This is a genomic window from Nonomuraea cypriaca, assembly GCF_015645445.1.
GTDB lineage: Bacteria > Actinomycetota > Actinomycetes > Streptosporangiales > Streptosporangiaceae > Nonomuraea > Nonomuraea cypriaca.
This window is the reverse complement of sequence record NZ_JADOGI010000016.1, coordinates 1-14,189: the sequence shown is the minus strand read 5'-3', so window position 1 is coordinate 14,189 and position 14,189 is coordinate 1. Positions and strand designations below refer to the sequence as shown.

Sequence of the window (14,189 nt, the reverse complement as noted above, 5' to 3'; positions counted from 1 at the left end):
TCAGGATCGCTTCAGGCGCGCCGGTCCAGTCTCGGGGTCGTCCGACCGATCCCAGTGGTCGACCGACTCCAGTGGTCGACCGATTCCCAGTGATTCGACGATCTCGTAAGGAGAATTCATGTACAAGCGACGTCTCGCGGTGCTCGGAGCGGCAGCCGTGCTCGCCATCACCGGCCTGGCCGGCTCCGCCATGGCCGACGAGGCCCCGCCCGCCGGCGGCAAGGTGACCTGCATGACCAGCGACGGCAAGCCCATCGAGGTGGCCGAGTTCAAGCAGCCCATGAAGCTCGACCGGGACGGAAAGGTGACCAAGGCCGAGCCGGGCAAGGCGTTCAGGCTGGAGCAAGGCAAGCCGGTCAAGGTGCTCGGGCGGGACGGGAAGCCGATCGAGGTCAAGCCCGGCGTCAGGTCGGACGAGACGGTGGAGCTCTCTCGTGTCACTGAGGGCGACGTGGTGCCGGCCAAGCCGCTCCCGGCCGATGAGTTCCCGGACGGGAGGCGTGCGGTGCCCTCCGAGGATGCCGTTCGCGCGCAGCCTGCCGAGCCCGGCGCCGACGTGCCCGAGGGCGTGGCCAAGCCCGTGAAGGTCATCTGCAAGAAGGCCGAGTAGCCGTCACAGGAGGCCGGAGGACAGGCCATGCTCGTCCGGCTCCAGGAGCACCCTGAGCCGCCCGGGCCCTTCGACGTTCCGTGAGCGGCAGGCCGTCAACGGGGGACGGCGAAAGCGCGCCCTCGATCCGAGATCGAGGGCGCGCTTTCGCATGAAATTTGGCGGAATCACGGCATCTTGCGTGACGCTTCATCCGCCTGGTTCGACACATTGGCCGCCATCCGGTCCGCGGACTCGGTGGTTCTGTCAGCCTTCTCGCCGACCCAGCGTGACGCATCGGATGCGGAATCCTTCATGTGCTCGGTCCACTGCTGGGCATTGCGCCGGTAGAACATGTAGCCGATCGAGCCCACAGCGAGGCCGGACAGCAACATGAACATCGGCCACCGCCGCGACTGCGACGGCTTCGGGTCGATCTTCCTGGCCGCCGCGGACAGCATGGAGCTGACCTTGGGCGCGACCTGGCCCTCGAACCCGTGTGCCGCGGAATGCAGCCGCGGCGCCGCCCAGTAGCGGGCGTCTTCGAAGCGCTGGGCGGCGGCCACTCTTGCCTGGTCCGCCATCGGCGCCATCCGGTGGCCGGTTCGCACGGCCTGGGCCTTCATCCGGCCCGTCCACGTGGTGGGTCTCTCCATGGCCACGCGGCGTTTTCTCAGTGTCAGGGACACGACAACCTCCCCTGTCGTTGGGGCCCCGTGCCTGACCTTCCCTGGACAAGGCGGCTCAATCATGGCCGGTCGTGGGAGGATGGCCCGGATGGCCGTACGGCCATAGTCCTCAAAACATGACGAACTAACCCTGTGCATAGAGGGGGGCAGCTGTCTCGTGGCTGAGAAGCTGATCGCGAACCTGCAGACCAATCGCGGCAATATCAAGGTAGAACTCTTCCCCAACAAGGCCCCGAAAACGGTGCGAAACTTCGTGGAGCTCGCCGAAGGCGGCCGCGAATGGACGCACCCGGGCACCGGTGAGAAGAGCACCGGCCGTTACTACGACGGCACGATCTTCCACCGGGTCATCTCCGGCTTCATGCTCCAGGGCGGCGACCCGCTCGGCCAGGGCATCGGTGGCCCCGGCTACGAGTTCGACGACGAGATCCACCCGGATCTCTACTTCAACCGCCCCTACCTGCTGGCCATGGCCAACGCGGGCATCCGCTTCGGCAAGGGCACCAACGGCTCGCAGTTCTTCATCACGCTCGTGCCGACGCCCCACCTCAACGGCAAGCACTCCATCTTCGGCGAGGTCCTCGAGGGGCAGGACGTGGTCGACGCCATCGGCAAGACCCGTACGGACGGCCGCGACCGGCCGGTCGAGGACGTCATACTGGAATCGGTCACCATCGACCGCGTCCAGGGCTGACGCCACCGGGGCCATGCGCCCTGCCGCCACGCGGCGGGGCGGCGTACACGCTGCCCCGCCGCGCGGCAGCACCGCCCGCGGCCACCCCCACGAGCGCCGAGTCCCATGTGCGGGCGCCAGAAGGCCACCAGACACCCGAAGGCCACCAGGGCAGCCGAAGTGCCTATTCGGCCCCCACAAGCCCCATACAGCCCCGCAAAGCGCCCTCAGGGCCGTGTCGGAGGGGGGCCGGTCGCGGGGACACGCGGCACGCGCGCACAAGCCATAGGCTTCGGTCATGACCAGCCAGCCGCCCCCACCCCCGCAGCCCGAGCAGCCCGCAGAGGCGGTGCCCACGTGCTACCGGCATCCCAGCAGGGAGACCTGGGTCCGGTGCCAGCGCTGTGATCGCCCGATCTGTCCCGACTGCATGCGCGACGCCGCCGTGGGCTTCCAGTGCCCCGAGTGCGTGGCCGAGGGCAACCGCGGCATCCGCCAGGCCAAGACCGCCTTCGGCGGCAACATCGTCCGCACGCCGTACGTCACGTGGGCCATCCTCGGCATCACCGCGCTCGTCTTCGGCGCCCAGCTGCTGGCGGGCAGCGCGGTCACGGCGGCCCTGGCGATGTTCCAGCCGGCGGTGGCCCTCGGCGAGTATCACCGGCTGCTCACCGTGGCCCTGGTGCACGACGCGGGCAGTCCGCTGCACCTCCTCTTCAACGGCTGGGCCATCTTCGCGATCGGCCCCTATCTCGAGCGGGCCTTCGGACATCTCCGTTTCCTGGCCGTCTACCTGCTCAGCGCGCTCGGCGGGTCGGTGCTCGGCTTCTGGCTCGACCCGATGCCGACGATCACGGTCGGCGCCTCGGGAGCCGTCTTCGGCATGTTCGGCGCCGTCTTCGTGGTGGGGCGCAAGCTCAAGCTGGACGTACGCGGCATCGGCGTGGTCATCGCGCTCAACCTGGCCATCACCTTCATCTTCCCGCTGCTCTCCTCGAACGCCCGGATCAGCTGGACCGGCCACGTCGGCGGCCTGATCGTCGGGACGCTGCTGGCGGGGGCGCTGGCCTACGCCCCCAAGAGCAACCGGACCCTCTGGCACGTGCTGACGCTCGCGGGAGCGTTCGTTCTGCTGGGCGTGCTCGTGGTGGTCAGGACGTCGGCCATCCTGAGCGGTGCGAGCTGAACCTTCCCCAGGCTGTGGAAAAAACTGTGGAAAAAACTAACGCCAGCGGGTGGAAAGCACCACACCGAAGATGATGAAAACAAACCCGATCAGCAGGTTCCAGTTCTGGAGGTCGCTGAAGAAGGGCGCCTGCGGTGCGACGTAGTAGATCGCGATCCACAGGATGCCGATGATCCATGACGCGACCATCGTGGGCGCCAGCCAGCGGGGGCTGACCTTTACCTGCTGGGTTCTCTGCGGCGGGGTGTAAACCGCCTTCTTGCGAGCCTTCGACTTGGGCACTGGATAACTCCTGCTGAGGGCCTGGGCTTCCGGATCGTCCACAGGCTCTTCGATAAGCGTAGTTGAATAGGGGGCCAGGATAGTCGCCACGCGCACGCCATGGCGATCCCCGGTCCCCGCTTCGTGCCGGAATACCCTGACCGCATGCGGGCCATGCTCCGGGCCATGGGGGAGATCAGCATCACCGCGGGCCTGATCCTCATGCTCTTCTGCGCCTACCTGCTCTGGGGGACCGGTGCCTACACCCAGAGCCGGCAACTGCTGCTCCAGCGCGAGTTGCAGGCCAGGGAACGCGGCCACCTCGAACGCATCGAGCTGGGCAAGGCCGTCGCCCTGCTACGCATCCCCAGGCTGGGCCGCGACTACGAGTACGCCGTGGTCGAGGGCGTCGACGCCGAGCACCTGAAGAGCGGCCCGGGACACTACCCCGACAGCGCGATGCCGGGCCAGATCGGCAACTTCGTGGTGTCGGGGCACCGGACGACGTACGCGGCGCCGTTCAACGAGATCGACGATCTCGAACGCGACGACGAGATCGTCGTGGAGGCCCGCGAGGCCCGCTACACCTACCGCGTCACCTCCCAGGACATCGTGGAGCCCGACGAGATCGACGTGCTCGCCCCCGTGCCCGGCAAGCCCGACATCCGCCCCATCCGCGCCTTCATCACCCTGTCCACCTGCCATCCCGAATACTCGGCCGCCCAGCGCCTCATCGTCTACGGCGTGCTGAAGACGACCGAGCCGAGGAAGGAGTGACATGTATCCCTGGCTCTGGCGCAGGCTGCCCGGCCGCGGGCGCACCCGGGTGCTGACGGCCGCCGTGCTGGTCGCTGCCGTGGTGGCCGTACTCTGGTATGTCGTGTTCCCGCTCATGGAGCCCCTGGTGACGCTCGACGAGGTGACCGTACGAAGATGACCCGCGTGCTGGTCGTGGACAACCACGACAGCTTCGTCCACACGATCGTGCAGTACCTGCGCGCCCTGGGCGCCGACTGTGACGTGCGGTCCCGCGACGACGTGAGCGTACGCGACGCCGGCGGCTTCGACGGCGTCCTCATCAGCCCGGGCCCCGGCACCCCGGAGGCGGCCGGTGTGAGCATGCCCCTGGTCCACCACGCGGCCGAGCAAGGCCTGCCCCTGCTCGGCGTGTGCCTGGGCCACCAGGCCATCGCCGTCGCGTACGGCGCCACCGTGTCCCGCGCACCCGAACTCGTCCACGGCGGCACCAGCGCCATCTCCCACGACGGCAAGGGCGTGTTCGAGACGCTGCCCACGCCGGTGCGGATGACCCGCTACCACTCGCTGGCCGTGCGGCCCGACACCGTGCCCGGCGACGTGCTGGAGGTGACGGCCCGCACGCGGGACGGCGTCATCATGGGGCTGCGCCACCGGTGGGCGCCCATCGAGGGCATCCAGTTCCACCCCGAGTCCGTGTTGTCCGAACACGGCCACCGGCTGCTGCGGAACTGGCTGCGCGGAATCTGTAACAAACCTCCCGCGTAGGGCGACTAACAAATGAGCGTCCCCGCCGTTGCCCCCGAGCGGCGGGGGCGTTTTTCGTACGTACGTGAAAGGGCCGCCCGCCCCCGGCACCGGGAACGGGCGGCCCTTCCGCGTACGTCAGCCGCTGAGGCCCCCGTCGTCGATCGGGTTGTCCTCCGGAGGCTGCTGCTCATCCGGGAACTCTTCCGTCGGCTGCTCCTCCGTGGGCAGGTCGGACGGGAACTCCTCCGTGGGCTGCTCGGTCGGGAACTCGGGACCGGTGGACACCACGATCGTGACCGTCGTGCCCGGTGGCAGCGGGGTGCCATCAGCCGGGTTCTGCTGGACGACCGTGCCCTGCGGGTCCTGGGCGGGCTGCGGGACGACCTTCGCCTTGAACCCGGCGCCCTCGATCTGAGCCCTGGCGTCCTCCTCGGTGAGCCCGATCACGCTGGGGACCTCGCCCAGATCCTTGGGCACGTAGAGGGTGACGGTGCCGTTCTTCTCGATCTCCTCACCGGCCTTGGGCCTGGTGTCGATGACCGTGCCCTGCTTCTTGCTGGAGACCCTGGTCTTGACGGTGCCGCGCAGCTCGGCGTCCGACAGCATCTTCATCGCCTCGTCCTGGGAGAGGCCGACGAGCCCGGCGGGCACCTGGATCTTCTCCACGCCCTTGGACACGAACAGCTTGACGTTGTCGCCCTTGTTGACCTTGGTGCCCTCGGCCGGCTCCGTCTTGATCACGGTGCCCTTGTCGACGTCGGAGTTGAACTCCTGCACCACCTCGACGTTGAGCTCGAGCTTCTTGAGCTGATCCTCCGCGAAGGCCCGCTGCTGCGAGACGAGCGACGGAATCTCGATGGACGTCTCCGCGGGAGCGCCCGGGTTGCCGAAGACCAGGTAGCCGACCGTCACGAACGCGCCGATGATCAGCAGCGGAATGACGATCCACAGGGCGGTCTTGACGGCGTTGCCGCCTCCGCCGCTGGCCCTGCGCCGCCCGCCGCGGCCGCCGCCCTCACCCTCGCCGTACTCGTAGGGCGGGACCGCGCCGGTGCGCTGCGTGGATGGACCCGCGCCCGCCTGCGTGGTGGACATCATGCGGGTGCCCTGGCCGTAGTTGCCGGTCATCGCCATCGTCTGGGCGTCGACCGGCATGCCGGACATCGCCCGCTGGATGTCGGCCCGCATCTCGCCCGCGCTCTGGTAGCGGTGCGCCGGGTCCTTGGCCATGGCCTTGAGCACGATCGCGTCGGCCCACGCGGGGATCTCGCGGTCGATCTGCGACGGCGGGATCGGCTCCTCGCGCACGTGCTGGTAGGCGATCGCGACCGGGGAGTCGCCGGTGAACGGCGGCTGGCCGGTCAGCAGCTCGTACAGCAGGCAGCCGGTGGAGTAGATGTCGCTGCGCGCGTCGACCCGCTCGCCCCGGGCCTGCTCCGGCGAGAGGTACTGAGCGGTGCCGATCACCTGCGCCGTCTGCGTCATCGTGGCCGCGGAGTCGGCCATCGCCCGCGCGATGCCGAAGTCCATCACCTTGACGTCGCCGGCGCGCGTGATCATCACGTTGGCCGGCTTGATGTCGCGGTGCACGATCCCGCCGCGGTGGCTGTAGTCGAGCGCCCGCAGAATGCCGTCGACCAGCTCGCTCGCGCGCTCCGGCAGCAACCGCCGGTCCTGGCGCAGCAGGTCGCGCAGCGTCCTGCCGTCGACGTACTCCATCACGATGTACGGCACGGGGGCACCGTCGGTGACGTCCTCGCCGGTGTCATAGACCGCGACGACGGCCGGGTGGTTCAGGGAGGCCGCGGACTGTGCCTCGCGGCGGAACCGGGCCTGGAAGGTGTGGTCTCGCGCCAGGTCGGACCGGAGGGTTTTGATCGCGACTATGCGGTCCAGCCGGATGTCTCGGGCGCGATACACCTCGGCCATGCCGCCACGCCCGACGACACCGTCGAGCTCGTAACGACCTCCGAGTAGCCGAGGCTGAGTCATTTCCTGCACTGTCCCTTACCGTTCATCTTGGGTACCGGCCTGCGCGGGGGGCCGCCGGTGTCCATCATCGACCCCGTGACGCGTCACGTCTCCTCCTTGGGCGGGTTTGTCTCACCCGGGTCTGGCGAGGCGGTCGGTGTCGGAGTTGTCGGTGTAGTGGTGGGCGTTGGGGTGGGCGTGGGTGTCGGGGTCCGGGTGGTCGGTGTCGGTTTCGGTGTCGGCTTCTTGCTAGGACTTGCCGACTTGCTTACGGTAGCCGACCGTGAGGGTATCGGCCCGCGCGTCTTCACCGGAACGACCGGTGGCCGCCGCGTGCGCGTCCTCTTGGTGCTGGGCCGTGCCTGCTCGGGGGTCAGCATCGTCGACTCCGTGGGCTCGGACACATCGGGCGGTCGCGGGGGCGGCTCGCGGTCGGCGAACGTGATGGCGCTGAGCCCCACCGCGGCCACGCAGCCCGCCGTGGCCACCAGGGTGAACGTCCGCCCGCCCTTGCGCCGGCCAGGAGGGGCCTGACGCACCTGCAGGGCCGTCGCGGGGCCGAACTTGTCGGTCACCAGCTCGTCCTCGGGCCGCGCCTCGGCACCGGTCTCCGGATCGCGTACGCGAAAACCCGACGGGTCGGTGAGCATGCTGAGCTCCGCGCCCCGCTCGGCGCCCGCCAGTGACTCGCGCAGCACGTAGGCGCGGTCGGCCAGCTCCAGCGCCGAGCCCGGGCGCTGCTCGGGCTCCTTGGCCAGCAGCCCCAGGACCAGCTCGCGCACCGGCGCGGGCACGTCCACGCCGAGCGGTGGCGGCGGCTCGTTGAGGTGCTGCAGCGCGATCGCCACCTGGGTGTCGCCGCGGAACGGCGTGCGCCCCGCCAGGCACTCGTACGCCACCACGCCCAGGGAGTAGAGGTCGGTCGAGGGCGTGAGCGGGAAGCCCTGCGCCTGCTCGGGACTGACGTACTGGGCGGTGCCCAGCACCGTGCCGGTCTGCGTCACCGGCGCCGCCTCCAGCGCCCGAGCGATGCCGAAGTCGGTCACCTTGATCGTGCCCTCGGGCGTGACCAGCAGGTTGCCCGGTTTGATGTCGCGGTGGATGATCCCGGCGGAGTGGGCGGCGTGCAGCGCCTTGGCGGTCTGGTGCAGCACGTCGAGCGCCACCTCGGGCCCGAGCGCGCCGTTGCGGGCCAGGATGGTCGACAGCGGCTCGCCGTGCACGAGCTCCATCACCAGATAGGCGAGATCGCTCTGCTCGCCGTAGTCGAAGATCTGCGCGACTCCGGGGTCGGCCAGCGCCGCGGTGATCCTGGCCTCGTTGCGGAACCGCTCCCTGAACGTGGGGTCGGCGTAGATGTGACTGCGCAGGATCTTCACCGCGACCTCGCGGCCGAGAAGCTCGTCGCGGGCACGCCACACCTCTCCCATACCGCCCGTGGCGATGCGGGAGACCAGGAGATAGCGGTTACGGAGCCGCATGATCCAGCAGGTTACCGTCACTCACTTGTTCAGCACCGCCTCCAGCACGGCCTTCGCGATCGGCGCGGCGGTGCCGCCGCCGGTGGCCTCCGCGCCGACGTTGGCGGCGCCGGACTCGACGATCACCGCGAGGGCGATCTTCGGGTCCTCGGCCGGAGCGAAGGAGATGAACCAGGCATGCGGCGGCTGGCCGTCGGCAGTCTCCGCGGTGCCCGTCTTTCCCGCTACTTGGACGCCGGGCACCTGCGCATGGTTGGCAGTGCCGTTGCTGACGACGCTCACCATCATCTCGTTCAGCTTGCTCGCCGTCTCGGGGCTGACCGCGTCGGTCAGCTCCTCGCGCTGAGCCTCCTCGACCGCGTCGCCCTTGGCGTCAGTGATCTTGTTGACGAGGTACGGCTTCATCACCGTGCCCTCGTTGGCGATGCCGGCCGCGATCATGGCCATCTGCAGCGGCGTCATCCGGTTGCTCCGCTGCCCGATGGAGGCCATCGCCATGGCCGCCTGGTCCTCCTCGGGACCGAAGTCGCTCTGGGCCACCGACATCGGCACGCCGATCTGCTCGCCCATGCCGAACTTCTCGGTCTGCTCGTTCATCTTGTCGTAGCCGAGGTCCATGCCGATCTTGCCGAACGGCGTGTTGCAGGACTGCTCCAGCGCGAAGATCAGCGTCACCTGGCCGGAGCCGCAGGCCGAGCCGCCGTAGTTGGGCAGGCTGATGTTCGTGTTGGGCAGCGGCAGCCGCTGCGGCGCCGCCACGGTGGTCTGCGCGTTGCGCGAGGTGTCGTCCTCCAGGAACGCCGCCGTCGTCACCACCTTGAACGTCGACCCCGGCGGGTACGTCTGCCCGATGGCGCGGTTGAGCAGCGGCTGGCTCTTGTCCTTGGCCAACTCGTCGTAGCGCGAGAAGACCTTGCCCTTGTCGGTGCCCGACAGCTCGGTCGGGTCGTAGGTCGGCAGCGAGACCATCGCCAGGATCGCCCCGGTCTTCGGGTCGAGCGCGACGAGCGCGCCGCGCTTCCCGCTCTGCCGCAGCGCGTCGTAGGCGGCCTTCTGGGCCTTGGGGTTGATCGTGAGGTCGACGTTGGCGCCCTTGGTCGGCTCGCCGGTGAACAGGTCGATGCTCCGCCGCAGCAGCAGGTCCGCGCTGGAGCCGTCGAGCAGTCTGTTCTCGCTCTGCTCGATCGCGCTCGCGCTCTCGGGCGAGAAGAAGCCGGTGACGTGGGCGTAGAGCTTGGCGTCCGGGTATTCCCTGATGAACTTGAAGTTCTCGTCCTTGGTCTCGACGGACCTGGCGATCACCGCGCCGCCGGCGGTGATGCGGCCGCGCTCGATGGCGTAACGCTCGTAGAAGTTGCGGGTGTTGCGCGGGTCCGAGCTGAGGCCCTCAGCCCGCACCCCCTGCAGGAAGTTCACGTTGATCATCAGCAGCGCGAACATGGCCAGGCAGGCCACCGCTATGCGCTTAAGAGTGCCGTTCATCGCTGGAACACCTGTGTCATTCCTTCGTTCTGGATCGCTTGGGGCGGGGGGCGCCTGGCCGTATCTGACATGCGTACCAATAGCGCGATAAGGATCCAGTTAGCAAGCAGTGCCGAGCCACCCTGGGACATGAACGGGGTGACCAGGCCGGTCAGGGGAATGAGGTTCGTCACGCCGCCGACGATGATGAACACCTGCCAGGCCAGAATGAACGACAGGCCGCACGCCAGCAGCTTCGAGTAGGGGTCGCGGGCCGCGAGCGAGGTGCGCAGACCACGCTCGACGATCAACGCGTAGATCATCAGCAGCGCCATCAGGCCCGTCAGGCCCAGCTCCTCGCCGGTGGCGCTGAAGATGAAGTCGGAGAACGCCAGCGGGATCAGCTCGGGATGGCCCTCGCCGAGCCCCGTGCCGAGGATGCCGCCCGAGCCCATGGCGAACAGACCCTGCATGAGCTGGGCGCTGCCGCCGATCTGGTCGAACAGCTGGGGGTCGCCGGGGTTGAGATAGACCTCGAAGCGCTGCTGAACGTGGTCGAAGACCAGGCCGGCCAGAATCGCGCCGCCCGCGAAGAGCAGGATGCCGATGATGACCCAGGAACTGCGCTGCGTGGCGACGTAGAGCAGCGCCACGAACGTGCCGAACAACAGCAGCGAGGAGCCCAGGTCCTTCTGCATGATCAGGACGCCCAGGCTGACGCCCCAGGTGATGAGCACCGGGCCGAGGTCGCGAGCCCGCGGCAGGTCGATGAACAGCAACCGCCGCCCGGCGAGGGCGAGCACGTCCCGCTTGGCCACCAGGTAGCCGGCGAAGAAGACGACCAGCGCGAGCTTGGCGAACTCGGCCGGCTGGATCTGGCCCACCCCTGGGATGCCGATCCAGATCCGGGCGCCGTTGATCTCCTGGCCGAGGAACGGGATCAACGGCGAGACCAGCAGGAACAGGCCCAGCGCGCCGGCGGTGTAGGTCAGCCGCTGGAGCACCCGATGATCGCGCAGGAAGATCAGAGTGAGACTGAACAGCACGATGCCGACGAGCGTCCACAACAGCTGGGTGGTGGGCGAGGCGAGCGTGGCCGACGGCAGGGTCGAGTCGGACTCGGAGAGCCGGTAGATCATCACCAGCCCGAGACCGTTGACCAGCGTCACGAGCGGCAGGATCAGGGGGTCGGCCCACGGGGCGAACTTGGCGAGCACGAGGTAGGCCGCCAGCATCAGGCCGCCCAGGCTCAGACCGTACGTCAGCATGCCCGAGGGGATCGCGCCGTCCATCGCCAGGCCCACGTTCGCGTACGCGCCCATGACGATCAGCACCGCCAGCGCGAGCATGATCAACTGGGCCCCGCGCCGTTTGGCCGGCATCGGGACGGGGGATTCGGCGACTTCGCTCATTGCTGCTGATTCGTCTTGGTCGCGGTCGCGGATGCGTCCGGGGAGGGCGTCGTGGTCGCGGTCGTGGGAGTGTCGCCTTCCTTCGCGGCCTCGTCCTTCGAAGCCTCGGAGAACTTCAAGCCGTTGATTTTCGTCATGCCTTCGGCGACGGTGGTGACGGGAATGCCGCTCTTGATCAGCGCCTGGTCAGCCTCGGACAGCTGGGAGAGCTGCCGGCCAGTGGGTTTGGAGACGTGGAAGAGCTGGAACGGGCCCACCTCCCTCTGGATCCCTTGGAACACGACCACTTCGCCGCTTCTTTCGCCGACGAAGAAGTGGTCCTGAGTCCACTGGTATCCAAAGTAACCCCCGCCGACGACGATCGCGGCGAGCACGGTGACCAGAATGGGCCACACGCGACGACGCCTGCCCGGTCGCCGCGGCTCCTGCGCGACCGGCTCGTCGAAGTCCTCGTCGACGGCGAGCGTCGGCTGCGGTGCCGTCACCGCGCTGATCTGCCCCGGCGAGCCGTCGTGAGGGTTTCCGCGCAGCCGGTTCATGCCCGCCGCGCCGACGACGGCGATCTCGGCCGGGACCTGCTGCCCGTCGCTGATCTCCAGGACGTCGGCCAGCACGCAGGTGATGTTGTCCGGCCCGCCGCCCCTGTTGGCCAGGTCGATGAGCTGGCGCACGACCTCTTCCGGGTCGTCGATGTTGGTCAGCGTGGCGTGCAGCGTCTCCGCGCTCACCACACCTGACAGGCCGTCGGAGCACAGGAGGTAGCGATCGCCCACCTGCGCCTCGCGGAGCGTGAGATCGGGATCGACCTCACCGCTGCCGTCGAGCGCGCGTAGCAGGATCGAACGCTGTGGATGCGTGGCTGCCTCCTCCGGCGTGATGCGCCCGTCGTCGACGAGTTGCTGCACCAGCGTGTGGTCATGGGTGATCTGGTAGAGCTCCCCGCGCCTGAGCAGGTAGGCGCGCGAGTCGCCGACGTGCACCAGGGCGACCTGGGTGCCGTGCCAGAGCATGGCCGTGAGAGTCGTGCCCATGCCTTTGAGGCTGGGATCCCGCCCCACCATTTCGTGCAGCCTGCGGTTGGCGTCGCGTACCGCTGCCTCGATGGTGTTGAGCAGGTCACCCCCCTGTTGGGCCTCTTCCAGAGAGGCCATGGCGGCGATGGCGACTGAGCTCGCCACCTCGCCGTGTGCGTGCCCGCCCATGCCGTCTGCGACGGCGAGCAGGCGGCCGCTAGCGTACGCCGAGTCCTCGTTTCCTTCGCGGAGGAGGCCGACGTCCGAGCGGGCGGCGTAGCGGAGTGCGATGGTCATTTGCGCAATTCAATGACTGTCTTGCCGACGCGGATCGGAACACCGAGCGGCACCGGGGTCGGGCGGGTGACTTTCGAGCGGTCGAGATACGTGCCGTTCGTCGAACCGAGATCTTCCACGATCCACTGACCGTCCTGAGGGAAGAGCCGGGCATGCCGGCTGGAAGCGTAGTCGTCGCTGACTACCAGCGTGGCGTCATTCGCCCGGCCAATGGTGATGGGCGTCTCCGTGAGGTTAATGGTGGTGCCTTGCAGCGGGCCACCCGTAACGATGAGCTGGCGTGGCTCGCCCTTTTTGCTCTTGGGCTTGGCCACGGGTTTGGCGGGTTTCACGGCTTTGCGTGCACCCGTCGCAGCAGTGCGTGAGCCGAACAAGTCAGTCCGGATCACGCCGACTGCGGCAATGACGAAGAACCACAGCACCGCCAGGAAGGCGAGCCGGATCAGCAGCAGCGTGAGCTCGGACATGGACCGTCTGTCTACCTCTAATCGCGCCGGAACACCAGAGTCGTACGCCCCAACGTCACTCGCGTGCCGTTCTGGAGTTCGATCCTGCGTACCGGCTGGCCGTTGACGAATGTGCCGTTGGTCGATCCGAGGTCGACGAGGGCCACGATCTGTCCCTCGACGCGGAGCTCGGCGTGGTGGCGTGAGACACCTGGATCGACCAGACGAAGATCGCAGTCGGTGCCCCTGCCCAGCAAGGTCACCGGAGTGGTGAGCTCGTAGGAACGGTCGCCCTGCGGGTCGTCCTGAGTGGAGACGAGCAGCCTGGGCCGCCCGTTGAACGCGTTCGGCTTGGACGGGGGCAGGTCGCTCGCCGGCTGGCGAATCTCGTCCTGCTCGACCGTCGCGCCGCGAATGACGCCTGATCTGATGCGGAACAGCCCCACAGCCAGGTCACCGGCGGTCTCGAAGCGGACCCGTACCGGTCCCACGAAGGAGTAGCCCTGCTCCTTGGCGTACTCCCTGGCGAGGTTGGCCAGTTCGTGGCTGATGCTGTCCGCGTAGACCTCAAGCCGCTCGCTGTCGGTCGTGGACAGTTCAACCACGAAGTCGTTGGGCACGAGCGTGCGACCTTGAGCGACGATCGCCGCACGCTCATCCATCTCCCGCTGAACCGCGCTGGCGACCTCGACCGGCTGAAGGTCAGATTTGAACGCCCGCGCAAAGGCTCCCTCAACCAAGCCTTCGAGCCTTCGCTCGAAGCGCTGAAGGACTCCCACCGGGTACCTCCCTTCCTCCGTGCATATGATCGCGGCCCCCAGACGCTTCCGGCGCCCGGTTCCCGCTCGTTCCACGTCACGGCCTTCCAGGCGCTCGTCGGCGGTCGCGCCCAGCTCCTCCGGTGCCGTGTCTTATGCGATCGTATCCGGGTTCAGTACCAGTGGCTGTTCCGTGCTACTGTTTCTCCGCACCCAAAAAGGGCGGGTGGCGGAACGGCAGACGCGCACGGTTCAGGTCCGTGTGTCCGAAAGGACGTGAGGGTTCAAATCCCTCCTCGCCCACTCGGTGACTGGGGATCCTTGGTCGCCCTCCCTTCGGGAGAGGCTTCCTCGGGTCCCCTCGTCGTGTTTTCCGGGGGATAACCCCCGGACCCCCAACGGTAAAGCGTTCCGGGGGTGTTCCCCCGGACCCCCCAGTCCGGGGG

At 68.2% G+C, this 14,189-nt stretch carries 15 protein-coding genes and 1 tRNA gene; 7 read left to right on the top strand and 9 right to left on the bottom strand.

The genetic code is table 11. The features are described from left to right. The first annotated feature begins 118 nt into the window (after positions 1-118). Complete coding sequence (locus tag ITP53_RS07670; RefSeq protein ID WP_195894601.1) at positions 119-610, top strand: hypothetical protein; 492 nt, start codon at positions 119-121, stop codon at positions 608-610. A gap of 167 nt (positions 611-777) precedes the next feature. Here the strand turns inward: ITP53_RS07670 and ITP53_RS07665 are convergent, their stop codons facing one another. Next, positions 778-1,215, bottom strand: coding sequence for a hypothetical protein (locus ITP53_RS07665; protein ID WP_195894600.1), 438 nt, complete (start codon positions 1,213-1,215; stop codon positions 778-780). A 220-nt stretch (positions 1,216-1,435) separates the two neighbouring features. On the opposite strand from ITP53_RS07665, the gene ITP53_RS07660 reads away from it, so the two are divergent. Together ITP53_RS07660 and ITP53_RS07655 are read left to right on the top strand one after the other, a co-directional pair. Next, positions 1,436-1,972, top strand: coding sequence for a peptidylprolyl isomerase (locus ITP53_RS07660; protein WP_195894599.1), 537 nt, complete (start codon positions 1,436-1,438; stop codon positions 1,970-1,972). Between the two features lie 277 nt (positions 1,973-2,249). Then, positions 2,250-3,137: a rhomboid family intramembrane serine protease gene (locus ITP53_RS07655; RefSeq protein ID WP_195894598.1), complete on the top strand. Its 888-nt coding sequence runs from the start codon at positions 2,250-2,252 to the stop codon at positions 3,135-3,137. Between the two features lie 36 nt (positions 3,138-3,173). On the opposite strand, the gene ITP53_RS07650 is transcribed toward ITP53_RS07655, so the two are convergent. Then, positions 3,174-3,419, bottom strand: a complete 246-nt coding sequence (locus ITP53_RS07650) for a cell division protein CrgA (RefSeq protein WP_195894655.1) — start codon at positions 3,417-3,419, stop codon at positions 3,174-3,176. A 144-nt stretch (positions 3,420-3,563) separates the two neighbouring features. Here ITP53_RS07650 and ITP53_RS07645 point away from each other — a divergent pair, with 144 nt between their 5' ends. The 3 genes from ITP53_RS07645 to ITP53_RS07635 are packed head-to-tail and all read left to right on the top strand — an operon-like array spanning position 3,564 to position 4,922. Next, positions 3,564-4,175 (top strand): class E sortase, encoded by a 612-nt coding sequence (locus tag ITP53_RS07645; protein WP_195894597.1) that lies wholly within the window; start codon positions 3,564-3,566, stop codon positions 4,173-4,175. Between the two features lies 1 nt (position 4,176). Continuing rightward, positions 4,177-4,335 (top strand): hypothetical protein, encoded by a 159-nt coding sequence (locus tag ITP53_RS07640; RefSeq protein ID WP_195894596.1) that lies wholly within the window; start codon positions 4,177-4,179, stop codon positions 4,333-4,335. Beyond that, a complete protein-coding gene (locus ITP53_RS07635; protein ID WP_195894595.1) occupies positions 4,332-4,922 on the top strand; it encodes an anthranilate synthase component II in 591 nt (196 codons plus the stop codon). Before ITP53_RS07640 ends, ITP53_RS07635 begins: the two co-directional genes overlap by 4 nt. A 117-nt stretch (positions 4,923-5,039) precedes the next feature. Here the strand turns inward: ITP53_RS07635 and pknB are convergent, their stop codons facing one another. The 7 genes from pknB to ITP53_RS07600 form a co-directional block, all read right to left on the bottom strand. After that, a complete protein-coding gene (gene pknB, locus ITP53_RS07630) occupies positions 5,040-6,896 on the bottom strand; it encodes a Stk1 family PASTA domain-containing Ser/Thr kinase (RefSeq protein ID WP_195894594.1) in 1,857 nt (618 codons plus the stop codon). An 83-nt stretch (positions 6,897-6,979) separates the two neighbouring features. Then, positions 6,980-8,356, bottom strand: coding sequence for a serine/threonine-protein kinase (locus ITP53_RS07625; protein ID WP_195894593.1), 1,377 nt, complete (start codon positions 8,354-8,356; stop codon positions 6,980-6,982). 21 nt (positions 8,357-8,377) lie between these two features. Further along, positions 8,378-9,838, bottom strand: coding sequence for a peptidoglycan D,D-transpeptidase FtsI family protein (locus ITP53_RS07620; RefSeq protein WP_195894592.1), 1,461 nt, complete (start codon positions 9,836-9,838; stop codon positions 8,378-8,380). Next, positions 9,835-11,229: an FtsW/RodA/SpoVE family cell cycle protein gene (locus tag ITP53_RS07615; protein WP_195894591.1), complete on the bottom strand. Its 1,395-nt coding sequence runs from the start codon at positions 11,227-11,229 to the stop codon at positions 9,835-9,837. The genes ITP53_RS07620 and ITP53_RS07615 overlap by 4 nt, the downstream gene beginning before the upstream one ends. After that, complete coding sequence (locus ITP53_RS07610; protein WP_195894590.1) at positions 11,226-12,539, bottom strand: Stp1/IreP family PP2C-type Ser/Thr phosphatase; 1,314 nt, start codon at positions 12,537-12,539, stop codon at positions 11,226-11,228. Before ITP53_RS07610 ends, ITP53_RS07615 begins: the two co-directional genes overlap by 4 nt. After that, positions 12,536-13,006, bottom strand: coding sequence for an FHA domain-containing protein FhaB/FipA (locus ITP53_RS07605; protein WP_195894589.1), 471 nt, complete (start codon positions 13,004-13,006; stop codon positions 12,536-12,538). Before ITP53_RS07605 ends, ITP53_RS07610 begins: the two co-directional genes overlap by 4 nt. A 17-nt stretch (positions 13,007-13,023) precedes the next feature. Further along, on the bottom strand, positions 13,024-13,764 hold the full coding sequence (locus ITP53_RS07600) for an FhaA domain-containing protein (protein ID WP_195894588.1): 741 nt from the start codon (positions 13,762-13,764) through the stop codon (positions 13,024-13,026). A 199-nt stretch (positions 13,765-13,963) separates the two neighbouring features. On the opposite strand from ITP53_RS07600, the gene ITP53_RS07595 reads away from it, so the two are divergent. Further along, a tRNA-Leu gene (locus ITP53_RS07595) sits at positions 13,964-14,046 on the top strand. Positions 14,047-14,189 lie beyond the last annotated feature (143 nt).